The sequence below is a fragment of the Variovorax sp. UMC13 genome, assembly GCF_014170375.1.
In the GTDB taxonomy this organism is placed as follows: domain Bacteria; phylum Pseudomonadota; class Gammaproteobacteria; order Burkholderiales; family Burkholderiaceae_C; genus Variovorax.
The window spans coordinates 41,711-67,007 of record NZ_LZZW01000042.1 but is presented as its reverse complement, the minus strand read 5'-3'; the positions used below and the strand labels follow the sequence as shown (position 1 = coordinate 67,007).

The following is a 25,297-nucleotide window of genomic DNA, read 5'->3' as shown; positions in this document are numbered from 1 at the left end:
CCCTCTCTCCCTCTGGCAGAGGGTCGGGGTGAGGGCCCCGGGCCTTCGGTGTGCGAAGCGACCTTATCCACGGCTGCGGCCCTCGTCCTGCCCGCTCGCGGCGGGCGCGGAAAAAGAGGAACGCGCTCGCGACACGAAGCCGCTCACCGGGTCATGGCACGGCGGATAGAAGGCGAAGTCGGGCTGCATCGCCACATGCGGCCGGCCGTGGATCGCGAGCGTGCCGGTCGTGCGCCAGTGCAGCTTGTGGAACAGCGCCTCGTTCTGCGCCTGCACATGGGCCATGAAGCCGTGAGCGCCCTGCGCATGCGCGCGCGTGACGGCCAGCCGGATCAGCGTCGCGCCCAGGTGGCCCTGGCTTCGGAAAGCCGCGTGCACCGCAAGCCGCGAGCCCCACCAGAGCCCCGGCGCTTCCTCGTGGATGCGCACCGTGCCCACGACCTGGTCGGGCATGCCGCCGATGCAGGACATCGCGACCAGCAGCTGCGCGCGGTCGTCGACGGCATCGCGGTCGTCGCCGACGAACAGGCCCTGCTCGATGCAGAACACCGCGCGCCGCAGCGCATGGGCCTCGTCGCGCTCCCAGGGCTGCGCGGCCTCGCGCACCAGGAACTCGACGGGCGCGTAGTGCACGAGGGGCTCGATCACATCGTCGATGCAACACATGGTTCAACCCTCGTAGACGGACAGCGACGAACACGCCCCGCACTTGCCGCACCCCGCCTTGATGTCGCCCGAGCGCAGCCCGGCCGCGGCCACGCGCTGGCCCAGTGGTTGCAGGATCGACTGCATGAAGGCGGGCGTCGGGGCGGGATGATCTTCCAGCGGCGTGCCGCCGATCGGCACGAAGGGCACGACGAAGGGGTACACGCCCAGCGCCAGCAGCGCATCGCAGATCTCGAGGATGGCCTCGCGCGTGTCGCCCAGCCCGGCCAGGATGTAGGTGCTGACCTGGCCGCGGCCGAACACGCCGACGGCCGCCTCGAAGGCGCTCATGTAGCGCGCGATCGGCACGCTGGCCTTGCCCGGCATGATCTTCTCGCGCACGGCGGGCGTGACCACCTCGAGGTGCATGCCCAGCGTGTCGATGCCGGCCGCCTTCATGCGCGCGAACCAGCGGTCGTCGTCGGGCGGCTCGCACTGGCCCTGGATCGGCAGATCGACCGCGGCCTTGATCGCGAACGCGCTCTCGCAAAGGATCTGCGCGCCGCGGTCGGTGGCGTTGGGCGTGCCGGTGGTCAACACCATGTGCTTGACGCCGTCGAGCAGCACCGCGGCCCGCGCCACCTCGGCCAGCTGCTCGGGCGTCTTGCGCGCGATGGTGCGGCCGGCCGCGAGCGACTGGCCGATCGCGCAGAACTTGCAGGTCTTCCTGCGGCTCTCGTAGCGGATGCAGGTCTGCAGCACCGTGGTGGCCAGCACGTCGCTGCCGTGCAGCGTGGCGATCTGCGAATAGGGCACGCCATCGAAGGTCTGCATGCCGTAGAAGCGCGGCTGCGTGGGAAAGCTGATGCGCGCGATGGGGATCGTGCCACGCGTGAGCGTGCTCTGGCCCATCGCGTCGGGCGCCTGCGCGGTGAATGGCGAGTGCCAGGCGGTGGACGTGTGCACCGGCACCATGATCGTGTGGCCGTCGACCACCACGGCCTTGTGGTCCGACGGACCCGCGCCGCCACGGCGGCTGGCCGCGCCGGCCGAAGGGTCAGCCAGCCGCAACCCGAAGGACTGCAACTCGGTCATCAACTGCCGGCTGGAGGGAGAGGCTGTCGTGGTCATGGGGAGTGATTCCGTTGGTAGGGAGCGAAGGAGAAGCAGGTGCGCCCGCGGGCATCGCAAAGGTGGTGGCGGCGGGTCGTTCGTTGATGGCCAGGCTCAGCAGCTCGGGCCGCGCGTAGTGGCCGACCGAGTCCATCATTCGCTTGCGCTTGCTGATCAGCGCCATGTCGAGGTCGGCGATGACCATGCCCTCGCCTTCGCTCAGCGGCGGTGCCAGGTGCTTGCCTTCGGGCGAGACGATGGCCGTGTGGCAGCCACCGCGCAGCGCCTTCTGCAGGCCGGCATCGGGCGTGATGGCCTGGATCTGCGCATCGCTGAGCCAGCCCGTCGCGTTGACGACGAAGCAGCCCGACTCGAGCGCGTGGTGGCGGATGGCGACCTCCATCTGCTCGGCGAAGATCGGCCCGACCAGCGAACCGGGGAACTGCGCGCAGTGGATCTCCTCGTGCTGCGCCATCAGCGCATAGCGCGCCAGCGGGTTGTAGTGCTCCCAGCAGGCCAGTGCACCCACGCGGCCGACGGCGGTGTCGACCACCTTGAGCCCGGCTGCATCGCCCTGCCCCCAGACCATGCGCTCGTGGTAGGTCGGCGTGATCTTGCGGCGCTTGAGCCGCAAGCTGCCGTCGGCATCGAACACCAGCTGCGTGTTGTAGAGGCTGCCATGGTCGCGCTCGTTCACGCCCAGCACCACCACCATGCCGTGGGCGCGCGCCCGCTCGGCCACCGCCAGCGTGACCGGGCCCGGCACCACCACCGCGCGCTCCATCAGCCGCAGGTGCGCCGGCCCCTGCAGCACCGGCGGTTGCACGAAGGAGAAGTACGGGTAGTAGGGCACGAAGGTCTCGGGGAAGACCACCAGCTGCACGCCCTGGGCGCCGGCCTCGTCGATCGCCGCGCACACCCGGTTCAGGGTGCCGTCGACGTTCTCGAAGTCGGGCGCGATCTGGACGGCCGCGGCACGAACGATTCGGGCCATTTCAGCGACTCCCCCGCAGCGTCCGCTCTTCGCGGGAGACACCGCGGAACCGGCTTTGCCGGGCCGCTGGTGTCGCCCCCGGCGAGGGGGTTGGCGAAGCGACACGAAGTGCGCAAAGACTGGGGGTGGACATGTCACAGCGTCCAGGTGTCGAGGATCACCGCGCCGGCCTTCTTGTGCAGCAGCACGATGTCCAGCACGTCGAGCGGGTTGATCGGCACGATGCCCGGGATCAGCGCGCCTTCGCCGTGGCCGTACAGCGCCTGCAGCGCGAAGCGGCAGGCGTAGACCTTGCCGCCCTCCTCCATGAACTTGACGATCTGCTTGTTGAAGTTCTGGTGGCCGGGAAAGGCCTCGTCGCCGAGCGTGGGGAAGCCGCGCTGCACGCCCAGCGTGACGCCCGGGCCGTAGAGCAGCACCGAGGTTTCGTAGCCCTTGCGCTTGAGGCGCGTGGCCTGCAGCAGGTTGACGAAACCGATCGAGCCTTCGAAGGCCACGGTGTGGAAGGTGACCAGCGCCTTCTCGCCGGGGTCGGCCTTCACGTCCTCGAAGACTTTCTGTTCGTAGTCGACCAGGTGTTCGCCGGTGACGTTGGGGGCTTTGGTGACTTGGGGCATGCGGGACTCCGTGGAGGGATGGATGAAAAAAAAGGGCTTGCGCGCCCTTCTCTTTCGCATGCGGTGTGCCACCTCGGCCGCGGTGGCGTGCGATCAATGCGCGATCAATCAGCAGGCGTGCGCCATGCGGCCCCGAAAAAAATTTCGCGCCGCATGTCGCGGGCGGCCTCGGGCCCATCGCAGCCCGCCGCGCCGCACCCGATTGATGCGTTTCCATGCAATCAATGCACCCGATCATTGGATGCCGATGCACACGATCCATGCATTCCCGCCCTCTGCCGGCGGCACGCTTCATGCGTTCATCACCTCCGATCGATCCGATCAAGCCATGCGATCAACTTCGACGGAGCACGCGATGGACAAGACCACCCAGCAATGGCAGAAGCGGCTGGACGCCAGCGACAAGCCGGCCTACCTGCTGCTCGCCGACCTGATCGCCGAGGACATCCGCACCGGCCGGCTCACCGCCCGCGACAAGCTGCCCACGCTGCGCGACCTGGCGGCCGACCTGCGGCTGAACTACACGACGGTGGCGCGTGGCTATGCCGAGGCGCGCAAGCGCGGGCTGATCGATTCGCGCTCGGGCACCGGCACCTTCATCCGCGGCACCAGCCCGGCGGTGCCGCTGCGCGGCGGCGGCGGTGCCGAGATGTCGATGAACCTGCCGCCCGAGCCGCAGGATGCGGCCCTGCTCGATCGCATGCAGGCCAGCGCGGCCCGTGTGATGCGCGACACCGACCCCTACGACCTGCTGCGCTACCAGGACTTCGGCGGCACGCCACGCGACCGCGAGGCCGGCATGCAGTGGATTCGCGCGCGCATCCCCGACTGCCGGATCGACCAGCTGCTGGTGTGCCCCGGCATCCACAGCGTGCTGACCGCGCTGTTCTCGCAGCTCGCGCGGCCCGGCGAGCTGATCTGCGTCGAGGCGCTGACCTATCCGGGCGTGAAGGCCATCGCCACGCAGCTGGGCATCCAGCTGCATGCGCTACCGCTCGACGAGGAAGGGCCGATCGGCGAATCCTTCGAGCACGCCTGCAGGACGCTCAAGCCCAGGGCGCTGTGCATCAACCCCACGCTCAACAACCCGACCACCGCCACCGTCTCGCGCGCGCGGCGCGAAGCGCTGGCCGACATCGCGCTGCGCTATGCGATCCCGATCATCGAGGACGACGCCTACGGCCTGCTGCCGCGCCAGATGCCGCCGGCCATCGCCACGCTGGCGCCCGAGCTCACCTACTACATCACCGGCTTCTCCAAGACCCTGGGCGCGGGCCTGCGCAATGCCTACGTGCGTTCACCCAGCGCGCGACAGTCGCAGCGCCTCGCGGGTGCGCTGCGCGCCACCACCGTGATGGCCTCGCCGATCACCAACGCGCTCGCGACGCTGTGGGTCGAGGACGGCACCGCCGACGCGATGCTGCAGGCCGTGCGCGGCGAATCGGCGGTGCGGCAGGCCATGGCGGCCCGCCACCTGGGCGCCTACGGTGTCGGTGCGCCGAGCGAGGGCTTCCATCTGTGGCTGCCGCTGAGCTCGGCCTGGAGCACGGTGGAGTTCGCCTCCTACCTGCGTTCGCAGAGCGTGGGCGTGGTCGCGAGCGCGGCCTTCTCCACCGACGGCGCCCCGCCCGAGGCGGTGCGCATCTGCCTGGGCGGCCCGATGTCGCGCGAGGCCTGCGACCATGCGCTGCGGCTGATCGCCGACACGCTGGCCCATCCGCTGCATCCGCATGCGACGGTGATGTAGTCGCCGGCGGTTCCAGGAGACACTAGAAGGCCTCGGCATGCGAGCTTGTCTCGATGACGCCGCGCCCCTGGGCGCTCGCCTCACGCGCCGACCCGGAACCGGTCCTGGATGCAGGTTGCGGGCGGCTTTCCAAAGGCCTTCCTCAGTCCGCCGTGATCCCGGCGTCCTTGATCACCTTGCTCCAGCGCGCGGTCTCGGTCCGGACCAGCTCGGCCAGTTCCGCCTGCGTCGACGGCGCGGGCGTGGCGCCCTGCTTGGCGAACTGCTCCTTGGTGTGCGCAGCGTTGAGCGCCTTGACCACGTCGGCATTGACCTTCGCCACGATCTCCGGCGGCGTGCCGGCCGGCGCGAACATCGCCCACCACGAGGTGACCTCGTAGCCCGGCACGCCGGCCTCGACCATCGTCGGCACGTCCGGCAGTTCCGGCGAACGCGTTTTCGAGGAGATCGCCAGCGCGCGCAGCTTGCCCGCCTTGATCTGCGCGATCACCGCCGGCAGGTTGTCCATCTCCATCGGCACCGAGCCGGCCATCACGTCGGCCATGGCGGGCGCACTGCCCTTGTAGGGCACGTGGGTCATCTGCGTGCCCGTCATGCTCTTGAACAGCTCCATGGAGATGTGCGGCCCGGTGCCTGTCCCGGAGCTCGCGTAGAAGGCCTTGGAAGGTTCGCTCTTCACGAGCTTGACCAGCTCCGCCACCGACTTCACCGGCAGGGCCGGATTGACGACCAGCACGTTGGGCACCGTCGCGATCTTGGAGATCGGCGTGAAGTCCTTGACGTGGTCGAAGCCCGGGTTCTTGTACAGCGTCGGGTTGATCGCATGCGTGTTGAGCGAACTCATGTAGAGCGTGTAGCCGTCGGGCCGCGCGCGCGCCGCGAACTGGGCGCCGATGTTGCCGCCGGCGCCCGGGCGGTTGTCCACCACCACCGGCTGGCCCCAGGCCTTGGAGAGTTCGTTCGCGATCGAGCGGGTGAAGAAGTCGGAGGAGCCGCCCGGCGGAAAGGACACCACGAGCTGGACCGGACGGGTCGGGTAGCCCGCCTCCGTCGCCGCCGACAGGGCGGGCGCCGATGCGATGACGGCCAGCGTGCACGCGGCGACGAAACGGGAAAGGATTGCGTTCATGTGAGCCTCGGAAGTGACGGAGAAGAAAGGAAGGACGGAAGGACGGAAGGAAGCGGCGGCCTTCAGGCCGCGAGCGCGGCCGCGCGCTGCATGAGCTGGCGCCGGTCGACCTTGTTGGTGGCGGCCAGCGGCAGTGCGTCGACGAAGACCACGCGCCGCGGATGCTGGTAGGCGGGTGCGTTGGCCAGCACGAACTGCTTGACCGCGTTCTCGTCGGTGCGCATGCCCGAACGCACGACCACGAAGGCGACCGGCTTCTGGCCCTTGATCTCGTCCGCCACCGGCACGACGCAAGCCTGCAGGATCTCGGGCATCTTCTCGATGACCTGCTCGACCTCGCCCGGGTAGATGTTCTCGCCGCCGCAATTGAACATGTCGTCCGCGCGGCCCACGAAGTGATAGCAGCCCGTGGCGTCGCGGCGGAAGATGTCGCCGGAGATGTACCAGCCATCGGGCGTGAGCACCTTCGCGGTCTGCTCGGGCAGGTTCAGATAGCCCAGCAGGTTGGCCGGCGTGCGCATCCAGAGTTCGCCTTCGTCGGCCTCGCGGCCCGCGCGATCGACCAGGCGGACCTCGACGTCCGGCAGGGGCCAGCCCAGGCCGCCGTTCGGTGGCAGCGCGCGCCCCTCGGTGGGACCGAAGACGATCGGGCCGGCCTCGGTCGTGCCGTAGCCGCCGGCGATCGTGGCCGCGGGAAAGGCACTGGACAGCGCCTCGTAGAGCTGCCCGGTCGCCGGGGCGGAACCCAGGCGGATGAAGCGCACGCGCGTGGTGTCGATCTTCGACAGCGCCGCCTGCTCGCGCACCACCATCGCCATCATGGTCGGCACCGAGGTCACCCAGGTCACGCCGTGGCGCTCGATGGCGTCGATGAACTTCAGCACCTCGAACTGCGGCATCAGCACGATGCGCGCATGCCCGGCCAGCGCGAACTTGCAGTTGGTGAGCGCGTTCATGTGGAACAGCGGCGCCGCGACGAGGAAGCACTCGGTCTCGTACGAGGCGCGGGTGCGGAAGCGGGACTTCACCGACCAGAGTTGCCCGCCATGCGACAGCTTCACGCCCTTGGGTCGGCCGGTGGAGCCGGAGGTGTAGAGGATCATGGCGCAGTCGGAAGGATCGACGGCGGCCGGCTCGAAGCGGCCCGCGTCCTGGAAGTCGACCCAGCTTTCGTCGTCGAAACACACGGTGCGCATCCCGGGCGGCACCAGCGGCTTGCGGGCCGCGTCGACGAAGGCCATCGACGCGTTGCAGTCCCGCAGGATGAATTCGACCGACTCCCGGGCGAGCTTGTGGTTGACCGGCACCGTCACCAGGCCCGCCTGCAGCGTCGCCAGGTAGGCGACGATGAACTCGAGCCGGTTCATGCTCAGGATCGCGACCGCGTCGCCGGCCTTCAGGCCCGAACGCAACAGGCCCCGCGCGCAGGCGCGGATGCGCGCATCGAGCTGCGCGTAGCTGTAGTGCATCGGCACGTCGCCGCGTCCGCAGTCCACCAGGGCGATGGCTTCGCCGGCCTTGGAATGGTCTATCAAGTCACCGAGGTTTTTCCACATGAGGTTTTCTTTTTCCCAATAGAAAGCAATAGAAATTGGAATTATTTTTCAATGAATTTCAATAGCATGGAAGCTCATTTCAAAACGATGCAAAGTTGAAGCATGAACAGTCTTTCCGTGTTTTCCGAGACCTACGCCGAGGCGCGGTCGAAGTTCCTGGAGGCGGCGCGCGCGGCGGGCGCGGCCCTGACCGAATACCGCCATCCCGCGCAGGTGGGTCCGGCGGGCGAGGCGCTGTGCCTCGACGTCGCGCGCCTCGGGCCGGCCGATGCGCGGCATGTGCTCGCCGTGGGCTGCGGCACCCATGGCATCGAGGGCTACTCCGGCTCCGCGGCGCAGACGCACTGGCTGCGCCGCTTCCGGCCGGGCCACCTGCCCGCCGACACGGCCGTGCTGTTCTTCCATGCGCACAACCCCTGGGGCTTCGCCCATGCGCTGCGCTTCACCGAGGAGAACGTCGACCTCAACCGGAACTTCGTCGACTTCGGCCGGCCGCTGCCCGCCAATCCGGGCTACGCGCAGGTGCATGCGCTGATCGATCAGGCGGACTGGGACGAAGACGAAGTCCCGCGCCTCTTCGAGCGGCTTTCCGCCCTGCGCGAAGCGGTCGGCGAACAGCGCTATTCCGATGCCTTCAACGGCGGCCAGTACACGCATGACGACGGCATCTTCTATGGCGGCGCGCGCGAACAATGGTCCAACAAGGCCTTCAGGCAGGCCGTGGCCGACCATCTGCAGGTGGCGGAATCGGCTGCCTTCATCGACTTCCACACCGGCATCGGTCCCGAGCGCGGCCACGTCTTCCTGTGCTTCCATGCGCCGGGCTCGGCACCCTACGAGCGCGCGCGCCGCTGGTGGGGCGAGCGCGCGGTCAACCGCGAGGGCGTGACGCACAAGGCGGTCGCGAACTACCAGGGCCTGCTGGTCGACGCCTTCGTGGCCCTGCTGCCGGCGCGGCGCACGACCGCGGTGGTGGTCGAGTTCGGCACCCTGCCCCGGCCGCAGATGCAGCGCGCATCGATGGCCGCCCGATGGCTGTGGGCCACCCGGCACGCCGACGACCGGACCGAGGCCGGACGCGCGCTGCGCGCACGCCTGATGCAGGACATCCGCGAGGCCTTCTATCCCGCCGCGCCCGACTGGCGCGCCGGCGTGCTGGCCCAGTCCGAGGACATCATCGACCGCGCCCTCGCGGGCGTCGCGCAGGCCGGCTGAGGCCGCGCAAGGCTCCCATCGCATGGACGCGCGCATCGGGGGCCTCCTCCTCAGCCGGTGATCGGCACGTAGGTGCCGCGGCCCAGCGCGACCAGCTTGCCGTCGGCCCCGGCGATCTCGATGTCGACCACGGCCGAGGTTCGGCCCGTCCGGCGCACCGTCGCCGTGCCGTCCAGGTAGGCACCGACGCCGGGCCGGAGGTAGTCGATGCGCAGGTTCATCGTCGGCACGCCGCCGCCGACCATCATGCCGATCGCGAAATCGCCCACCACGTCGATCAGCGAGGCGATGGCGCCGCCGTGGAACTGCTGGGAGCCGGCGCGCCCGCGCTCGAACTCGGGCCGGATCGGCATGCGCACGGCCAGTGTCGACTGCGCATGGTCGACGCGCAGCACCTCCAGGCCCATGAAGCGCATGAAGGGCGAACGCTCGAAGATGGCTTCGAGCTCGGGCTGGCCGAGGCGCCTGGTGACGTCGTCGCTCATGGCTTCACCAGGATCTTTCCGAAGACCTTGCGGTCTTCCAGGTGCTGGAAGGCCTCGTTGACCTGGTCGAGGGCATAGGTCCGGTCGACGACGGGCTGCAGCTTGCCCGAACGCACCAGGTCCAGCAGGCTCGTGAGGTCCTCCCGCGCCCAGCCGTTCGAGCCGAGCACCTGCAGCTCGTAGCTCCAGATGAAGCGCAGGTCTTCCTTCGGGTCGTAGCCCGCGGTCGCGCCGCAGGTGAGGATGCGGCCGCCGCGGTGCAGCGTGCGCAGCGACTTGACCCAGGTGTCGCCACCGGTGAAGTTCACCACCACGTCCATGCCCTTCTCGTAGAGGCGGCGATGCGGCTTGCCGAAGGTGCCGAAGACCCACTTCATGAAGTCCTCCTGCTTGTAGTCGATGAGGTGGTCCGCGCCGAGCGCCTTCAGGCGCGCCAGCTTCTCCGGGCTCGAGGCCGCGGCGACGACCTCGGCCCCCGCGAGCTTGGCCAGCTGCACGCAGCAGGTCCCCACGCCGCCCGAGGCGCCCAGCACCAGCACCCGTTCGCCCGCGCGCACCTTGCCGATGGTCACCATCATTCGCCAGGCGGTGCCGTAGGCCACGGGCAGGCAGGCCGCGGTCTCGAAGCTCACGTCGTCGGGCAGCCGCACCAGGTGGTGGTCGGGGATCGCGCAGTACTCCGCCAGGCCGCCATGGCGCGCCTCGCCGATCACGCCGCCGAAGGTCTTGCGGTCGGAGGGGTCGACCATCACGCGGTCGCCGACCTTCCATCCGCCTTCGACCCCGGGGCCGACCTCGACGATCTCGCCGGCCAGGTCCAGGGCCATGATCATCGGCATGGGCACGGTGATGCCGGGCATGCCGTTGCGGGTGAAGACGTCGTGGTAGTTCAGCGATGCAGCACCGACCTTGAGGACGACCTCGCCCGCCTGCGCCACGGGATCCGCGAAGTTCGTTTCGTAGCGGACGGTACCGGGTCCGCCGTGTTCATAGATGACTGCTGCTCTCATGTTGCACTCCGTTGTTGACTTGTTTGCACGAACTCCAGCGCAGCGTGCTGCGCCTCGACGGGCCCGACCCAGATCGAGCGGGCACCGTCGTCCGGCGTCGTCCCTTCGGCGAAGGGGACGCCTTGTCTTTCCAGGTAGGCGGCCAGCGCCGGCAGCGACTGCACGGCGATGGTCGCGGCGGCCACGCGCTGCACCGGCGCCTCGGCCAGCACCGGGCAGAGGCCGCGCAGCGTCGCTTCGTCGGCGAGCCACAGCGTCCCCTGCCGCAGCGCGAAGCGCCGCCCCCGGCCACCGAAGGCCGGGGTGGGCGCGCGGCCGAGCAGCCGCGCCATGCGCGCGGCGCTCGCGTCGACATCGGCCACGGCCAGGTACACCGCTGCCAGCGCCTCGGCCCCGTTGGGATGCGCCAGCAGGTGCGGCTGCCAGAGCACCTCCCGCGTGCCGTGCTCGATCACGATGAAGCGCGCCTCGGGATGCGCGGCCGGATCGAAGTAGACGTTGCGAAAGCGCGCGCGCCGCGTGTGCTCGTCGCGGGCGCCGAAGGTGGCGTCGCGTTCCAGCGCGATGGGCGCGTTGGCGGCCACGCCGGCCTGCACATAGGCCGCATGGGCCTGGTCGGCCGAGGCGCAGTCGAGCGCAACGATGTGCAGCCCCTCGTAGCGCTCCACCATCGCCTTCACGTTGCTCGGCAGCGCTGGGTCCAGCAGCCCCAGCAGCTCGAAGTAGCCCTGGCGGAACATCGCGCAGCGGTTGCCCGATCCCCAGGGCACGACCGGCCCGCCCGGGCTCAGCGCGCCCGCATGCAGGCTCAGCGGCGACAGCCGGAAGCCCATCCGCTCGAAGGCCGCGCTCGCGCGCAGCAGGTCGCGGATGCCCAGGCCGACGTGGTCGAGTCCGAGCGCAGCCGGTTCTGCGGTCCTAGCCATGGAGCACCTCTTCGGCCAGGGAAAGATCGCCCGCCGTGCCCACCTGCAGCGCGGCATCGAGCGCCTGGCCCATGTCGGCGATCAGGTCCTCGACGCATTCCAGGCCGGCGTGGATGCGCAGCAGCGGCCCCTCGCTGGGCGCCGCGAGCGAGCTCCGCGCCGGCGCGGGGTCCACCAGCAGCGCCAGGCTCTCGTAGCCGCCCCAGGACAGGCCGATGCCGAAGAGCCGCAGCCGCTGGAAGAGCATCGAGAGCTGCGGCCGCGTCATCGGCTGCAGCACCACGCCGAACAGGCCGCTGGCGCCGGAGAAGTCCCGCTTCCAGAGCGCATGGCCGGGATGGCTCGGCAAGGCGGGATGCATCACGCGCTGCACCGCGGCGTGCCGCTGCAGGCTCTGGGCCAGGCGCACGCCGTTCTCCCAGTGCCGCTGCATGCGCACGGCCAGCGTGCGCAGGCCGCGCAGGGCCAGGTAGATGTCGTCGGGCCCGGCGGTCTCGCCGAAGTGGTGCGCGCTCGACTGCAGCGCGGGCCAGGCGCGCTCGTTGGCGGTGGCCACGCCCAGCAGCGCATCCGAGTGGCCCACGATGTACTTGGTCGCCGCGTGCACCGAGATGTCGACGCCGTGCTCGAAGGGCTTGAAGAACAGCGGCGTGGCCCAGGTGTTGTCGAGCACCACCAGCGCGCCGGCTCGGTGGGCGATGTCGGCCAGCGCGGGGATGTCCTGCATCTCGAAGGTCATCGAGCCCGGCGATTCGAGGTACACGACCCGGGTGTTGGGCCGCACGCGCCGCGCCATGTCCGCCACCTCCATCGGGTTGAAGTACTCGACCTGGATGCCGAGCCGGCGCAGCACCTGCTCGGCGAAGAGGCGCGTCGGGCCGTAGACGCTGTCGCTCATCAGCAGATGGTCGCCCCCTTCGAGCAGGCCGAGCAGCGCATGGGTGCAGGCGGACAGGCCCGAGGGGAAGAGGATCGAGCGGAAGCCGCCCTCGAGTTCGCAGACCGCGGATTCGAGCGCGCGGGTCAGCGGCGAACCGAAGCGCCCGTAGCTGGCCATCGGGTTGCCTTCGCTCTTGCGCGACTCCCATTCCTCCAGCGTTTCCGACAGGATCGTGGAGCCGCGGTACACCGGGACGTTGACCATCCCGGCGTGCTCCGCGGGCGCGCGCCCGAGGTGGGCCAGCTGGGTGTGCAGTTCGGGCAGGGTGTGGTGATCGGGAGCAATCATGCGAGCAAATCCGGCGTTTCGTTGCAAAAATTCTATGCTTCTAACGAAGGAAAATTATTGCGAACTTTGGCTCGATACGACCGATCTCTAGAACCATCTTCTCCCATATCGCCATTTCAAGCATTTTCTTGCATCGAGCCAAACACTATGATGCGCCATGCCCAAAACCACCTCTTCCTCCTCCTCTTCTCATGAGCGCCTGGACCGCGTCGATCGGGAAATCCTGGCCATCCTCCAGGAAGACGCGACGGCCGCGGTCAACGACATCGCCGAGCGTGTGGGGCTGACGACCACGCCGTGCTGGCGGCGGATCCAGAACCTGGAGAAGCGCGGCATCATCCGCAAGCGCGTGGCGCTGCTCGACCCCGAGCAGTTGAACGTCGGCGTGACCGTGTTCATCTCGATCAAGACGAACCAGCACGACATCGAGTGGTACGAGAAATTCCACCGCCTCGTGAGCGCCATCCCGGAGGTCACGGAGTTCTACCGGACGACCGGCAGCACCGACTACCTGATGAAGGTGTCGGTGCCGAGCATCGAGGGCTACGACCGGGTCTACAAGATGCTCATCAAGGGCGCCAAGCTGGCGGACGTCAACTCGATGTTCGCGATGGAACAGATCAAGTACACGACGGCGCTGCCGCTGAGTCACGCCTGAGGTCGAAGGCGTCCGGAGCCTTGCGCATCCGGCCCGTCCTGCCCTCAGGACGCCATGCCATCGGCCGTTCGCAGCAGCACGTCCTCGAAGAAGGCACCGATCGGCCGCTGCAGATCGCGCACCTGGACTTCCAGCACCCAGATGCCGTCACCCGGCACGAAATCGGCTTCGGCCAGGCGGTGTTTTCCATAGAGGGCATGAGGGAAATCGGCGACGCGATGCCCCGCGGTCTCGTGCACCAGCGCGCAGCCATGGGCGCGCGCCAGTCCGTCGGCGAAGTCGTAGAGTGCGCTGCCGCTCATGCCTTCGCGCCATGCACGCTGCGCCTGTTCGAAGATGTCTCGCGCCGCCCTCGTGCAGCGTTCATGGTAGGGATCGCTCCCCATCACGAAGGTGTCGCCGTAGTCGCCCTCGTAGCCGTCCCACACGGGGCCGAGGTCGATGGTGAACAGGTCGTCCGCCCGCAGCTTTCGGTTCCGGTCCACGGGCTGGCGTGAAGTGCATTGGGTATCGGGCCCGAAGCGCACGTAGGTCGGATGCCAGTTGTAGGCCGCACCCATTTCGCGCAGGTGCCGGTCCGCGACGGCGATGGCTTCGCCGGTGGTCATGCCCGGCACCATCAAAGCGGCGATCTGCGGCACGGCGGCCATGGAGCGCCTGCGCGCGTCCAGGATGCCGTCGAGCGAAAAGGCAGCGCCCACCTTCTCCCAGGGATGGCGAACGATGTACGGCGCCTGGCGCTGTTCCGCCGGCGCGGTCGGCAGGAAGGCCTCCGACTGGAAGCGTTCCTTCGGCAAACCCGCGGTCGTCAACGCGGCACGCGCATCCCGCACCATGGCGGGGTTGCCGCAGGCATAGACCATCGTGCATTGCCAGTCGTGATCCGCGGCCAATGCCGCGTCCTGGACATGCAGCGAATCACCGTGCGTCGAAGACACCACGGGCATCCAGTGGAAGCACCCATGCGCCTCCGCGAGTTGGTCGAGCAGGCTGGCTGCGTAGCAGTCGCCCGCGCGGCCGCCCCAGTACAGGTCGATCCTGCGAAAGACGCCGCTGGCCAGTGCCGTCTGCAGGATCGCGCTGACGCCCGCGAAACCGGTGCCCGTGGCCAGCAGCACCAGCCGATCGGCCGCCTCGGGGGGCGCTTGCCAGGTGCAGGCGCCGTGAGGACCGTCGAGCTCCAGCAGGTCGCCGGGTTGCAGTGCGGCGAGCCTGTGATCGGTGAACGCGCCCCCCGGAACCCGTCGGATATGAAATTCCAGCTGGTTGGCTTCGCCAGTCCGCTCCGGCAGGTTGGCGATGGAAAAGCTGCGGCGCTCCCCGTTGTCCAGCAACAGTTGCGCATGCTGCCCCGGCAGGCATTCGAAACGCTGGGCGCTCTGGAGCTCGACCACCAGGCGTGTCACGCTGGATGTCACGGCATCCAGTGCGACGATCTTCGCGGCGTAGCGCGCGGCCGGACCGGCGGGCGCTTGCCAATGCGGAAAGCGCAAGCGCAAGTCGCTGGTCGCGCGGCACTGGCACATCAGCAGCTCATCGTCCGCCACCTGATAGGCGGCTTCGGACGGCGCAGAGATGCGTTCGAAGCGGCCGTCGAGCACCTGCGCCCGGCAGGAGCCGCATTCACCGCGCTTGCAGGAAAAAGGCACGGCGATCCCCTCGGCCAGTGCCGAATCGAGGATGCTGCCCGCGATGCCGAGCGGGAAGCGGGCGTCGCCTGGCGCGACCGTGCAGAAGTGGAGGGGCGAAGCTGTCATGCGTGGGGCCTGGTGGGTCGATCAACACTGTTCAAAGTGAAATCTACCTAGAATGCGGCCCTGTCCATAGAGCCATATTCGGAAAAATGACCAGGCCACTTTCTCGCAGTTCCCAGCTGCGCCGAACACAGTCGAGCCTCGACCTCGCGGCAGAGCCGCTGCGAGCGGGCGAACTGAAGCAGGCCTGGATCTATCGCCAGATCCGCGACCGCATGCTGGAAGGCGTGCTGGCGAAGGGCGCGCGCATGCCCTCGACCCGGCACCTCGCCGAGCGCTGGCAGGTGTCGCGGGCCACGGTCGACCTGGCCTACGACCAGCTTCGCAGCGAGGGCTACCTGGTCAGCACACCGGGCTCGGGCACCTACGTCGCGGCCAAGGTACCCGATGCGTTTTTCGATGCGGGTGCGCGCGCGGGCGACGCACCCCCGCGGCGCGCAAGGCCGCCTCGGCACAGGCCGGCGGCGCTCGAGGTCACACCGCTCCTCGCCAACGCGGCCGGCGAACCGTTCGTGGCACGGGTGCCCGACGCCGCCCTGTTCCCGCTGGACCGCTGGCGCAAGGCGTTGCAGGCCAGCACCCGGCGCGTGACGATCGAACAGCTGGGCGACAACGAAGTCCTAGGCCTGGCCCACTTGAGGGCACAGATCGCACGCTACCTCGGCGTTGCGCGCGGCATCTTCTGTGATGCGGAGCAGATCGTCGTGCTGTCCGGGATCCGCCAGGGCCTGGACCTGTGCGCGCGACTCCTGCTCTCACCCGAAGACAAGGTCATGGTGGAAGACCCGGGCTACCTCCATGCCGCCCCGATCTTCGACCGGCACGCGCGCGAAGTCGTTCACGTGCCGGTCGACGCCCAGGGCTTCTCGGTGGCGCATGCGCGCCGCCACGCAGGCGTCGGGCTCGCGCACATCACGCCGGCGCACCAGGCGCCCACGGGCATCACGATGCCGGTCTCGCGCCGGCTGGAGCTTCTGGCATGGGCCGAAGCATCGAACTGCTGGCTGATCGAGGACGACTACGACAGCGAGTTCAGCTACGACAGTGCGCCCCTCCCCGCATTGAAAAGCCTGGACGCGGCCGACCGGGTCATCCATTGCGGCAGCTTCAACAAGACCCTGTTCGCCGGCCTGCGCATCGGCTACGCCGTGCTGCCCGAGAAGCTCGTGCCAGATTTCCGCAAGGCCCGGCAGGTGACCGGCCGCTCGACCGGCGCGATCGAGCAGCTGGCGCTGGCGAACTTCCTCGAGAGCGGCGACTTCGCGCGGCACGTGCGGCGTGCGCGCCTCGCTTACGCACAGCGCAGGGACATCGTGCTGGGCGCCTTGCGCGAGGCACTCGGCCCCGAGCGTCTGCAGGTCACCGGTGAGCATGCAGGATTCCATCTGGTCTGGTGGCTGCCACCGGAGATGGACGTGGGCGCGTTCCAGAAGGCCGCGGCGGAACGCGGCCTGCGCTTTCAAACGATCGCGGACTTCTGCAAACGCGCCCAGCTCCCGCCGGGGTTGGTCATCGGCTATGCGGCGCTGGACGATGCGGCCTTGCGTCGGCATGTCGATGAACTGGGCGGGCTGATCGCCCGCTTCTGAAGAAGAGGCAGCCCTCACGCCGGAAGCGCGCGGACCTCGGCCCCGCCTTCGGTAGGGGTCGTGAACGCCGCGCGGTCCGACGCCCACCCTATGGACGATGTTTCCGCCCGGGTGGCTGCAATGATTGCATCGGCGCATCACAGCTATATCGGGCGCCCTCTTCTCCCGGCTCGCGTCCGCGCTCAGGATCCTGTGACCCATTCACGCCAGGAGCATGAGATGTTCGCAATGCAGTATTCGCACCGTCTTCCCGCCGACTACGACATGGAGACGATCCGCCAGCGCGCGGCTCGGCGCGGCCCGATCTGGGACGACACCGAGGGGCTCGTCTTCAAGGGCTTCGTGGCGCGCGAGCGCGGCCGGCACGGCGCCACCGGTCACGTGTATGCCTCGGTCTATCTGTGGCGCGAGCCTGCGGCGCCTGCGCACTTCCTGATGGGCGAGCGCTTTCAGGCCGTCATCGATTCCTTCGGCCGGCCGCGCGTGGAAACCTGGCTGCCGCTGGATGCGCGCGCCGGCGCCGCAAGGGCGAAACCCGCGCGGTGGCTGCATCGCGACGAGCGCACCCTCGATACCGCCGCCGACCGCGCGGCGCTGCACGCGGCGGAGGTCGAATCCAACCGCGCGATCGCGGCGCGACCGGACACCGTGGCGGTCTGGACGGCGCTCGATCTCGACGCCTGGCGGCTGGTGCGGTTCAGGCTGTCGGCCAGCGCACCCGAGGTCTCCGACGGAGAAACGGTCTACGAAGTGCTTCACCTGGCCAAGCCCGGCCTCGACCAGCTGGCGCGATGAGCGGACGTGCGCCGCGCCCGGTCGACGTGCTGCTCGGCCACTTGGCGAGCGTGTGCGTGGCGGCCCTCGTCATCTGCGGCCTTGCCGTGCTGGGCACGGCAGTGGTCCATCACCTGGCTGCGATGTAGCGTTGTTGCGCAGTCAAGCGGCCGTGGCCCGGATCGCCGCGGACAGCGTACGCAGCGCGCTGCGCGCCTGCGCATCGGACACGTTGGTGTGCAGCACCACATCGCGCGAGGGCAAGGGCGGCAAGCCCAGGGCCGGCCCCACGTCGAGGGTGCCGGGCGGTGCCACGCGGCGCCCCAGCGCAGCCACCGCGAGCCCGGCTGCCACGGCAGCGCCCACCGTGAGCACACCGCCGCCCACGAACACCTCGGTCCACGGCACGCCGCCTTCGGCCAGCGCGGCAATCGCCATGCTGCGAACGCTGCAGGGCTCGGCCTGCGTGGCGAGCGGCAACGGCTCGCCCGAGTGGTGAACGAAGTCGGGTGCCGCCATCCAGCCGAACTGCTCCGCGAGCAGCACCTCGCCATCGAGCCGGCGGCTGTCGTGCCGCAGGATGATCGCCACGTCGAGCACGCCGCGATCGAAGGCCTCGAGCAGTTCGCGCGAGGTGGACACGCGCACCTCCATCACCACCGAGGGCTGTGCGCTCTTCATCTGCCGCAGCAGCAGGGGCAGTTCAGCGCCGACGATGTGATGGCTGATGCCGACCACCAGCCGTCGGTGCTTCGCGCCGAAAGCGCCGAGGGCGCCGCTGTGCGCGGCCAGCAACGCGCGCGCCAAGGGCAGGAAGGCCAGCCCCTGGGCCGACAGGCGCACCCGCCGCGGCGTGCGCTCCAGCAGGCGATGGCCCACCGTGTCCTCCAGGCGCTTGATCTTGAGGCTGACGGCCGACTGCGTGCTGTCGATGGACTCGGCCGCGCGGGTGAAGTTCTGGAGGTCCGCCACCTGCACGAAGGCCTGCACGGCTTCGATGTCGAGCGCTTTCATCGGAGAGTGGACATGGGAACAACGGCAAGTCGTACGAACATTTCGCCGCGATCATTTCACAACGCATGCGCGCGTGTATCGCACGTGTCGGGGCGCTTGAATGCAGGCATCGGGACTTCGGGTGGACGCGAGAACGGCCAACCCGCTGATTTGCACGCGATGGCGTCGGGTACAGGCAAAAAAAATAGCCCCGTATGGGGGCTATCTTGGAGGAGAGGGAGGGATTCGAACCCTCGGTACGTTTCCGTACGCCTGATTTCGAGTCAGGTACATTCGACCACTCTGCCACCTCTCCGGTGTCTGTCGAGTCTGCGATTCTAGCAGTATTTTTGGGCCTCTCTCAAGGCCCTCGCAGAATAATCAGGCGCGCAGCGTGTCGAGGCCGCCCAGGTACGGGCGCAGCGCCACCGGCACGCGGATCGAGCCGTCCTCGTTCTGGTGGTTCTCCAGCACCGCGACCAGCGCGCGGCCGACGGCCAGGCCCGAGCCGTTGAGCGTGTGCACCAGTTCGTTCTTGCCCTGAGCGTTCTTGAAGCGCGCCTGCAGCCGGCGGGCCTGGAAGGCTTCGCAGTTCGACACCGAGCTGATCTCGCGGTAGGTGTCCTGCGCGGGCAGCCAGACCTCGAGGTCGTAGGTCTTGCTCGAGCCGAAGCCCATGTCACCGGTGCACAGCAGCACCACGCGGTAGGGCAGCTCGAGCGCCTTCAGCACGGCCTCGGCATGCGTGGTCATGGCTTCGAGCGCCTCGTAGCTCTGCGACGGGTGCGTGATCTGCACCATCTCGACCTTGTCGAACTGGTGCTGGCGGATCATGCCGCGCGTGTCGCGGCCCGCGCTGCCGGCCTCGGAGCGGAAGCAGGGCGAATGGGCGGTGAGCCTGATCGGCAGCTGGGCCTCGGGCACCACCTCGTCGCGCACGAAGTTGGTCAGCGGCACCTCGCTGGTCGGGATCAGGTAGAGCGCCTGGTGGTCGGGCACCGGCTCGCCGTCCTGGCCGCCCTTCTTGGCGGCGAACAGGTCGCCCTCGAACTTGGGCAGCTGGCCCGTGCCGCGCATCGAGTCGGCGTTGACGATGTAGGGCACGTAGCACTCGGTATAACCGTGCTGCTCGGTCTGCAGGTCGATCATGAACTGCGCCAGCGCGCGGTGCAGCCGCGCGATCGGGCCCTTGAGCACGCTGAAGCGCGAACCCGCGAGCTTGGTGCCCATCTCGAAATCGAGGCCCAGCGGCGCGCCGAGGTCGACGTGGTCGCGCGGCGTGAAAGCCAATGGCGTTGCGCCACCGCCTTCACCGCCCTGCGGGCTCCAGCGGCGCACTTCGACGTTGCCGGCTTCGTCCTCGCCCACCGGCACGCTCTCGTGCGGCAGATTGGGCACGGCCAGCAGCAGCGCCTGCAGTTCGGGCTGGATCGCATCGAGCCGGACCGACTGCGATTCCTGCTCGGCCTTGAGCGCGTTGACTTCGGCCATCAGCGCGTCGGTCGATTCGCCCTTGGCCTTGAGCGGGCCGATCTGCTTGTTGAGGGCGTTGCGGCGCGCCTGCAGTTCCTCGGTGCGAACCTGCAAGGTCTTGCGTTCGGCTTCCAGCGCGCTGAAGGCGTGGACGTCGAGGAAGGTCTGGTTCTTCTTGCGCGTTTCGAGACGGGCGACGGCCGAAGCCAGGTCTTTGCGGAGCAGGGTGATGTCGAGCATGCCCCGATTTTAGGTGGGCCTGCCGCGCTCGCCGCACGGCAGGCCCATCGGCCGGATCAGGCCAGGCTCGTGGGGTCGAGGTTGGCGCCGCAGACGATCAGGCAGACCTTCTCGCCGGCACGCGGCACATAGGCGCCGGTCTGCAGCGCGGCCAGCGGCAAGGCGGCCGCGGGCTCGACGGCCAGCTTCATCTCTTTCCAGAGCCACAGCTGCGCCGCGCGGATGGCCTCGTCGGACAGCAGCAGCGCATCGCGCACCTCGCGCTGCGTGATGTCCCAGGCGAAGTCGCCGATGCGCTTGGCGCCCAGTGAATCCGCGGCCACGCCGCCGACCTCGACGTCGACCGGCTGACCGGCCTCGCGGGCGCGGAACAGCGTGGGCGCGCGCTCGGGCTCGAGCGCGACCACGCGGCTGCGCTGGCCGAACCAGCCGGCCAGGCCGCCGATCAGGCCGCCGCCGCCCACGCTCACCAGCACCGCATCGGGCAGGCCGCCCTGCTCTTCGATCTCGCGGCCCAGCGTGCCGGCACCGGCCACCACTTCGAGCTGGTCGTAGGCATGGGTCAGCAGCGCGCCGCTCTCGCGCTGGCGCGCCAGGCAGGCGGCCAGGGCATCGGCATAGGCCTCGCCGACCACCGTGACCTCGGCGCCCAGGGCACGCAGTCGCGCGCGCTTGGCTTCGGGCGACACGCCCGGCAGGAAGACCTCGCAGCGCACGCCCAGCGCGCGCGCGGCGGCCGCGGTCGCGATGCCGGCGTTGCCGCCCGAGGCCACCACCACGCCGGCCGCCGGGATCGGCTGGGCCAGCAGGCGGTTCATCATGCCGCGCGCCTTGAAGCTGCCCGCGACCTGCAGCTGCTCGAGCTTGAGCCAGACCTCGGTGCCGCCGGCCGCGATCGCCGCCGGCAGGCCCAGCGTGGTGGGCGAGAGCTTCCACAGCGGGGTCTCGCGCAGGTAGGCGCCGCGGTGCGCCGCCAGCCGGTCGGCCGCGGCTTCGATCTGCGCAGGCCAGTCGATGTCGTTCATGGTGGGGGTGTTGTGGTCGCTCACGAGATGTGCCCTGGTGCCGGCCCGGTGTCGAGCTTGAGGCCCTTGGGCAGCGGGAATTTGATGGTCTCTTCGATGCCGTCCATCTTGCGCACCGAGACCGCGCCCAGCGCCTTCACGCGGTCGATCACCTCGCGCACCAGCACCTCGGGCGCCGAGGCGCCGGCCGTCAGGCCGACCCGCGTCTTGCCCTCGAACCACGCGGGGTTCAGCTCGTCGGCCGAATCGACCATGTAGCTCTCGGTGCCCAGGCGCTGCGCGAGCTCGCGCAGGCGGTTGCTGTTGGAGCTGGTGGGGCTGCCGACCACGATCACGATGTCGACCTGCGGGCTCATGATCTTCACCGCGTCCTGGCGGTTCTGGGTGGCGTAGCAGATGTCCTGCTGCTTGGGCTCGCGCACTTTCGGGAAGCGCGCGCGCACCGCGGCCGCGATCTCGGCCGCGTCGTCGACCGACAGCGTGGTCTGCGTCACGACGGCCAGCTTGTCGGTCTGGCCGGGCTGCACGCGGGCCACGTCGGCCACGTCCTCGACCAGGTGGATGCCGTGGGTCAGCTGGCCCATCGTGCCCTCGACCTCGGGATGGCCCTTGTGGCCGATCATGATGAACTCGTAGCCCTCTTTCGCGAGCTTGGCCACCTCGACGTGCACCTTGGTCACCAGCGGGCAGGTGGCATCGAACACGTCGAAGCCGCGCGCCTGGGCTTCGGCCTCGACCGCCTTGCTCACGCCGTGCGCGCTGAAGACCAGCGTCGAGCCCGGCGGCACGTCGGCCAGGTCCTCGATGAAGATCGCGCCCTTGGCCTTGAGCTCGTTGACCACGTAGGTGTTGTGCACGATCTCGTGGCGCACGTAGATCGGCGCGCCGAACTTGGCGATGGCGCGCTCGACGATCTCGATCGCGCGGTCGACGCCCGCGCAGAAACCGCGCGGCTCGGCCAGGATGATCTCGTTGACGGAAGGCTCGCTCACAGCACGCCGATCAGCTGCACTTCGAAGGTCACCGGCTGGCCCGCGAGCGGATGGTTGAAGTCGAACTGCACCGCGGTGTCGCTCGAGGCGATCACGGCGCCGGCGTAGCTGCCGCTGCCGTCGGGCGTGGGGAACTGCACCACGTCGCCCACCGCATAGCGCTCGTCGGGGTCGCCGATCTTGACCAGCAGCGTGCGCGCGACCCATTGCTGCATCTCGGCATTGCGCTCGCCGAAGGCCTCGCCGGCCGGCAGTTCGAAGGTGGTGTGCGCGCCCTCCTCCAGCCCGATCAGGCGCTGCTCGACGGCCGGCGACAGCTCGCCGGTGCCCAGCGACAGCGTGGCGGGCTTGTCGGCGAAGGTGTTGATGATGTCGCCCGCCGGACCCGCCAGGCGGTAGTGCAGCGTGAGGAAGGAGTCGGCGGTCACGACGGCGGCGGTGGTGGACGAGGTCAAGGTGGCGCGATCGGTAGAGGGTGCTGGAAAGCGCAGCGAGGCCCCGGGGGCCGCCGCTACACTGGACCCGCCATTTTAGGGAGTGGGGCCCAAGCCCCGTCTGCGCCATGTCTTTCCTCCAGGATCTGCCTGCGCAAGCCCGGCCGCGCGAGAAGCTGCTCGCCCGCGGCCCGTCGGCGCTGGGCGACGCCGAACTGCTGGCCCTGCTGCTGCGCACCGGCCTGGCGGGCAAGAACGTGCTGCAGCTGGCGCAGGAGCTGCTCGACACCTTCGGCGGCATCGCCGGCCTGCTCCGCACCGACATCGCCGCGCTCAAGGCCGTCAAGGGCCTGGGCGGCCCGGCCAAGCGCGCCGAACTCGGCGCCGTGCTGGAACTGGCCCGCCGGGCGCTGGCCGAGCAGCTGCGCGAACGCGCGGTCTTCGATTCGCCCGAGGCCGTGGCCCAGTACCTGCAGCTGCACATCGGCGCCAGCCCGCACGAGGTCTTCGCCGTGCTCTTCCTCGACGCCCAGCACCGGCTGATCGCGATGGAGGAGCTGTTCCGCGGCACGCTCACGCAGACCAGCGTCTACCCGCGCGAGGTCGTGCTGCGCGCGCTGCACCACCAAGCGGCGGCCGTGGTGCTGGCCCACAACCACCCCAGCGGCGGCGTGGAACCCTCGCGCGCGGACGAGGCCCTGACGCAGACGCTCAAGGCCACGCTGGCGCTGGTCGACGTGCGCGTACTCGACCATGTGGTGGTGGCGCGCGGCCAGAGCCTGTCGATGGCGCAGCGCGGGCTGGTCTGACGCCGGCCCCGGCCGGCCTTGCGTAGGATGCAGGGACAATGGGGATCGGCCTCCGCACCGACGCCCTGCTCCCCGCCTGAAAGCCGTCCCGCCATGCCCCGTCCCGCCAGCCCCCTCAAGAGCCTCGCCGACCTGCAGCAGGTGCAACGCACGCTGGCCGAGACCCGCGAACGCGAAGCGGCGGCCGCCGCCGAACGCGCCGCCGCCGAGAAGAAACGGCTGGCCGAGCAGGACCTGTTCAGCCGGGCCATCGGCGCGACCCGGCCGCTCAAGCGCGTGGCCGCGGTGCCGCTCACGCCCGAGCCGCCGGCCCCGATCCCCGTGCAGCACCAGCTCGACGAGCAGCGCGTGCTGCGCGAGTCGCTGTCCGACGAGTTCGACGTGAGCACGCTGCTCGACGTCGACGACGCCATGAGCTTCCGCCGCCCGGGCATCGGCACCGACGTCACGCGCAAGCTGCGCGCGGGCGAATGGACCATCCAGCGCGAGGTCGACCTGCACGGCCTGCGCAGCGACGAGGCGCGCGAAGCCCTGGGCGCCTTCATCCGCACGGCCTACAAGCAGGGCATGCGTTGCGTGCGCGTGGTGCACGGCAAGGGCCTGGGCTCGCCCGGCAAGCAGCCGGTGCTCAAGACCAAGACCCAGCGCTGGCTGATCCAGAAGAACGAGGTACTGGCCTTCGTGCAGGCCAAGCCGGCCGAGGGCGGTGCCGGCGCGCTGGTGGTGCTGCTTTCGCCGAGCAAGCGCTGAGCCGGTCCGCCCCATGAAAAAAGCCCGCGGCCTGGAAGGCGGCGGGCTTCGCAGGGGGGCCGGGGCCCCGCTGGTGGCTGCTTACATCGAAGCGGTGTTGCTGCGTGCGGCGGCGCGGGCTTCGGCCTGCACCGTGGCGCGGTCGAGGCGGCTGCCGGCCACCGACAGCACGCCGGCCGACGCGTTGTCGCCGTAGATGTTGCCCAGGCGAGCGGTCTGCACGGCTTCGCGGCTGACCGTGGCGCGGTCGATGCTGTTGGTCAGGGCCGGGGCCACGCCAGCGAAGGCTGCGTCGCTGTAGATGTTGCCGGCGCGGGCGGTGGCTTGGGCTTCGGCGGCGACGTCGGCACGGGTGCGCACCGAATTCACGGTCTGCACGCCTTGGTACGTTTCGGCTTGGGCGCCGGCGATGGTCAGCAGGGACAGGGCGGCAACAGCCAGGATCTTCGAGGTCTTCATTTCAGTTTTCCTTATTGGGTAGGGATGATTCGAACCGGTATCGGGGGGCGCCGTCCCTTTCGGGGGCGGCCGCCGCGCTCGGTGCCAAGCTCACCCAGAGCAGTTGCTTCTTTTTTGATGCTTTCTGCTCTGTTGGATGAATCTTAACCCAGCCAATAAGTAGAAACCCTTAAGGAAATGATACGCGGTGTTCACGAAACGGGAACAATGCCGCGGTAGAGGCCTACATCCTGGTAACAGATTGTTCGCGGCTGTCGAAATAGCGCTTCAGTGGCGCATCCAGTCCGCGGTCTTGAAGAAGGAGTCGCGCAGGCGGGTCCGCAGCGCCTCGTCGACACCGGTCTCGCCCATGGCCTGGTCCATGCAGGCCAGCCATTGATCCCGCTCGGCGATGCCGATCGAATGGCCGCCGATGCTTTGCGGCATGTGGCGCGCGCGCAGCATCGGGTGCCCGAAGCGGTCGGTGTAGTGCTGCGGGCCGCCGAGCCAGCCGCAGAGGAACCAGAACAGCCGCTGACGCGCGTTGTCGAGCGAAGGGCCATGCACGGCGCGCAGCCGCGTATACGCCGGCTCGAGGTCCATCAGGTCATAGAAGCGGGTGACCAGCGCGTCGACAGCGGCCTCGCCGCCGATCCATTCGAAGGGCGTGTCGAACTTGGGTTTGTCCTGGATTTGCATGGCC

At 69.2% G+C, this 25,297-nt stretch carries 26 protein-coding genes and 1 tRNA gene; 8 read left to right on the top strand and 19 right to left on the bottom strand.

Annotated features, from left to right (window positions below; all coding sequences use genetic code 11):
- Positions 1-63 precede the first annotated feature (63 nt).
- The 4 genes from A9977_RS33655 to A9977_RS33640 all read right to left on the bottom strand — a co-directional run bounded on the left by A9977_RS33655 (position 64) and on the right by A9977_RS33640 (position 3,369).
- On the bottom strand, positions 64-666 hold the full coding sequence (locus tag A9977_RS33655) for an MSMEG_0567/Sll0786 family nitrogen starvation N-acetyltransferase (protein WP_183029258.1): 603 nt from the start codon (positions 664-666) through the stop codon (positions 64-66).
- A gap of 3 nt (positions 667-669) precedes the next feature.
- The gene (locus A9977_RS33650) at positions 670-1,740 is read right to left on the bottom strand and encodes an MSMEG_0568 family radical SAM protein (protein ID WP_183029285.1); all 1,071 of its coding nucleotides are present in this window, start codon (positions 1,738-1,740) and stop codon (positions 670-672) included.
- Complete coding sequence (locus A9977_RS33645) at positions 1,703-2,752, bottom strand: Nit6803 family nitrilase (protein WP_183029257.1); 1,050 nt, start codon at positions 2,750-2,752, stop codon at positions 1,703-1,705. Before A9977_RS33645 ends, A9977_RS33650 begins: the two co-directional genes overlap by 38 nt.
- 134 nt (positions 2,753-2,886) lie before the next feature.
- Positions 2,887-3,369: an MSMEG_0572/Sll0783 family nitrogen starvation response protein gene (locus A9977_RS33640; protein WP_183029256.1), complete on the bottom strand. Its 483-nt coding sequence runs from the start codon at positions 3,367-3,369 to the stop codon at positions 2,887-2,889.
- A gap of 355 nt (positions 3,370-3,724) precedes the next feature.
- Here A9977_RS33640 and A9977_RS33635 point away from each other — a divergent pair, with 355 nt between their 5' ends.
- Complete coding sequence (locus A9977_RS33635; protein WP_183029255.1) at positions 3,725-5,116, top strand: PLP-dependent aminotransferase family protein; 1,392 nt, start codon at positions 3,725-3,727, stop codon at positions 5,114-5,116.
- A 142-nt stretch (positions 5,117-5,258) separates the two neighbouring features.
- On the opposite strand, the gene A9977_RS33630 is transcribed toward A9977_RS33635, so the two are convergent.
- Both A9977_RS33630 and A9977_RS33625 read right to left on the bottom strand, forming a co-directional pair.
- Positions 5,259-6,245: a tripartite tricarboxylate transporter substrate binding protein gene (locus A9977_RS33630; protein ID WP_183029254.1), complete on the bottom strand. Its 987-nt coding sequence runs from the start codon at positions 6,243-6,245 to the stop codon at positions 5,259-5,261.
- A gap of 62 nt (positions 6,246-6,307) precedes the next feature.
- A complete protein-coding gene (locus A9977_RS33625; RefSeq protein ID WP_183029253.1) occupies positions 6,308-7,801 on the bottom strand; it encodes a class I adenylate-forming enzyme family protein in 1,494 nt (497 codons plus the stop codon).
- Positions 7,802-7,903: 102 nt separating this feature from the next.
- Between A9977_RS33625 and A9977_RS33620 the strand changes: the two genes are divergently transcribed.
- Positions 7,904-9,016, top strand: a complete 1,113-nt coding sequence (locus A9977_RS33620; RefSeq protein WP_183029252.1) for a M14 family metallopeptidase — start codon at positions 7,904-7,906, stop codon at positions 9,014-9,016.
- A gap of 50 nt (positions 9,017-9,066) precedes the next feature.
- On the opposite strand, the gene A9977_RS33615 is transcribed toward A9977_RS33620, so the two are convergent.
- From A9977_RS33615 to metC, 4 genes are read right to left on the bottom strand one after another with little or no spacing between them, the layout of a single operon-like run.
- Positions 9,067-9,501 (bottom strand): PaaI family thioesterase, encoded by a 435-nt coding sequence (locus tag A9977_RS33615; RefSeq protein WP_183029251.1) that lies wholly within the window; start codon positions 9,499-9,501, stop codon positions 9,067-9,069.
- Positions 9,498-10,511, bottom strand: coding sequence for a zinc-binding dehydrogenase (locus tag A9977_RS33610; protein WP_183029250.1), 1,014 nt, complete (start codon positions 10,509-10,511; stop codon positions 9,498-9,500). Before A9977_RS33610 ends, A9977_RS33615 begins: the two co-directional genes overlap by 4 nt.
- Positions 10,508-11,437 carry a VOC family protein gene (locus tag A9977_RS33605; RefSeq protein ID WP_183029249.1) on the bottom strand — a complete coding sequence of 310 codons (930 nt, stop codon included), beginning with the start codon at positions 11,435-11,437 and terminating at the stop codon, positions 10,508-10,510. The genes A9977_RS33610 and A9977_RS33605 overlap by 4 nt, the downstream gene beginning before the upstream one ends.
- The gene (gene metC / locus A9977_RS33600) at positions 11,430-12,665 is read right to left on the bottom strand and encodes a cystathionine beta-lyase (protein WP_183029247.1); all 1,236 of its coding nucleotides are present in this window, start codon (positions 12,663-12,665) and stop codon (positions 11,430-11,432) included. Before metC ends, A9977_RS33605 begins: the two co-directional genes overlap by 8 nt.
- Before the next feature lie 199 nt (positions 12,666-12,864).
- Here metC and A9977_RS33595 point away from each other — a divergent pair, with 199 nt between their 5' ends.
- On the top strand, positions 12,865-13,323 hold the full coding sequence (locus A9977_RS33595; protein WP_286553418.1) for an Lrp/AsnC family transcriptional regulator: 459 nt from the start codon (positions 12,865-12,867) through the stop codon (positions 13,321-13,323).
- 44 nt (positions 13,324-13,367) lie between these two features.
- On the opposite strand, the gene A9977_RS33590 is transcribed toward A9977_RS33595, so the two are convergent.
- Positions 13,368-15,080 (bottom strand): NAD(P)H dependent flavin oxidoreductase family protein, encoded by a 1,713-nt coding sequence (locus A9977_RS33590; protein ID WP_183029243.1) that lies wholly within the window; start codon positions 15,078-15,080, stop codon positions 13,368-13,370.
- A 212-nt stretch (positions 15,081-15,292) separates the two neighbouring features.
- On the opposite strand from A9977_RS33590, the gene A9977_RS33585 reads away from it, so the two are divergent.
- The 3 genes from A9977_RS33585 (at position 15,293) to A9977_RS34560 (ending at position 17,589) form a co-directional block, all read left to right on the top strand.
- Positions 15,293-16,666: a PLP-dependent aminotransferase family protein gene (locus tag A9977_RS33585; RefSeq protein ID WP_405054724.1), complete on the top strand. Its 1,374-nt coding sequence runs from the start codon at positions 15,293-15,295 to the stop codon at positions 16,664-16,666.
- A 219-nt stretch (positions 16,667-16,885) separates the two neighbouring features.
- On the top strand, positions 16,886-17,461 hold the full coding sequence (locus A9977_RS33580; protein WP_183029239.1) for a DUF4865 family protein: 576 nt from the start codon (positions 16,886-16,888) through the stop codon (positions 17,459-17,461).
- The gene (locus tag A9977_RS34560; protein ID WP_259652262.1) at positions 17,458-17,589 is read left to right on the top strand and encodes a hypothetical protein; all 132 of its coding nucleotides are present in this window, start codon (positions 17,458-17,460) and stop codon (positions 17,587-17,589) included. Before A9977_RS33580 ends, A9977_RS34560 begins: the two co-directional genes overlap by 4 nt.
- Before the next feature lie 13 nt (positions 17,590-17,602).
- Here A9977_RS34560 and A9977_RS33575 read toward each other — a convergent pair whose 3' ends face one another.
- From A9977_RS33575 to A9977_RS33550, 6 genes are all read right to left on the bottom strand, one after another.
- Positions 17,603-18,454: a LysR family transcriptional regulator gene (locus A9977_RS33575; protein WP_183029237.1), complete on the bottom strand. Its 852-nt coding sequence runs from the start codon at positions 18,452-18,454 to the stop codon at positions 17,603-17,605.
- Positions 18,455-18,661: 207 nt separating this feature from the next.
- Positions 18,662-18,749: transfer RNA gene (locus A9977_RS33570), tRNA-Ser, on the bottom strand.
- 65 nt (positions 18,750-18,814) lie between these two features.
- On the bottom strand, positions 18,815-20,146 hold the full coding sequence (serS, locus tag A9977_RS33565) for a serine--tRNA ligase (protein WP_183029235.1): 1,332 nt from the start codon (positions 20,144-20,146) through the stop codon (positions 18,815-18,817).
- 56 nt (positions 20,147-20,202) lie between these two features.
- Positions 20,203-21,171: a threonine/serine dehydratase gene (locus A9977_RS33560; RefSeq protein ID WP_183029233.1), complete on the bottom strand. Its 969-nt coding sequence runs from the start codon at positions 21,169-21,171 to the stop codon at positions 20,203-20,205.
- Positions 21,172-21,191: 20 nt separating this feature from the next.
- The gene (gene ispH / locus A9977_RS33555) at positions 21,192-22,163 is read right to left on the bottom strand and encodes a 4-hydroxy-3-methylbut-2-enyl diphosphate reductase (protein WP_183029231.1); all 972 of its coding nucleotides are present in this window, start codon (positions 22,161-22,163) and stop codon (positions 21,192-21,194) included.
- Positions 22,160-22,618 (bottom strand): peptidylprolyl isomerase, encoded by a 459-nt coding sequence (locus A9977_RS33550; protein ID WP_183029229.1) that lies wholly within the window; start codon positions 22,616-22,618, stop codon positions 22,160-22,162. The genes ispH and A9977_RS33550 overlap by 4 nt, the downstream gene beginning before the upstream one ends.
- Positions 22,619-22,725: 107 nt before the next feature.
- Between A9977_RS33550 and radC the strand changes: the two genes are divergently transcribed.
- Both radC and A9977_RS33540 read left to right on the top strand, forming a co-directional pair.
- Positions 22,726-23,406 carry a DNA repair protein RadC gene (gene radC, locus A9977_RS33545; RefSeq protein ID WP_183029227.1) on the top strand — a complete coding sequence of 227 codons (681 nt, stop codon included), beginning with the start codon at positions 22,726-22,728 and terminating at the stop codon, positions 23,404-23,406.
- A gap of 93 nt (positions 23,407-23,499) precedes the next feature.
- The gene (locus tag A9977_RS33540; protein WP_183029225.1) at positions 23,500-24,156 is read left to right on the top strand and encodes a Smr/MutS family protein; all 657 of its coding nucleotides are present in this window, start codon (positions 23,500-23,502) and stop codon (positions 24,154-24,156) included.
- Positions 24,157-24,237: 81 nt separating this feature from the next.
- On the opposite strand, the gene A9977_RS33535 is transcribed toward A9977_RS33540, so the two are convergent.
- The gene (locus A9977_RS33535; protein ID WP_183029223.1) at positions 24,238-24,615 is read right to left on the bottom strand and encodes a helicase SNF2; all 378 of its coding nucleotides are present in this window, start codon (positions 24,613-24,615) and stop codon (positions 24,238-24,240) included.
- A 267-nt stretch (positions 24,616-24,882) separates the two neighbouring features.
- Entirely contained in the window at positions 24,883-25,293 is a 411-nt protein-coding gene (locus tag A9977_RS33530; RefSeq protein WP_183029221.1) for a group II truncated hemoglobin, read from the bottom strand.
- Positions 25,294-25,297: the final 4 nt, after the last annotated feature.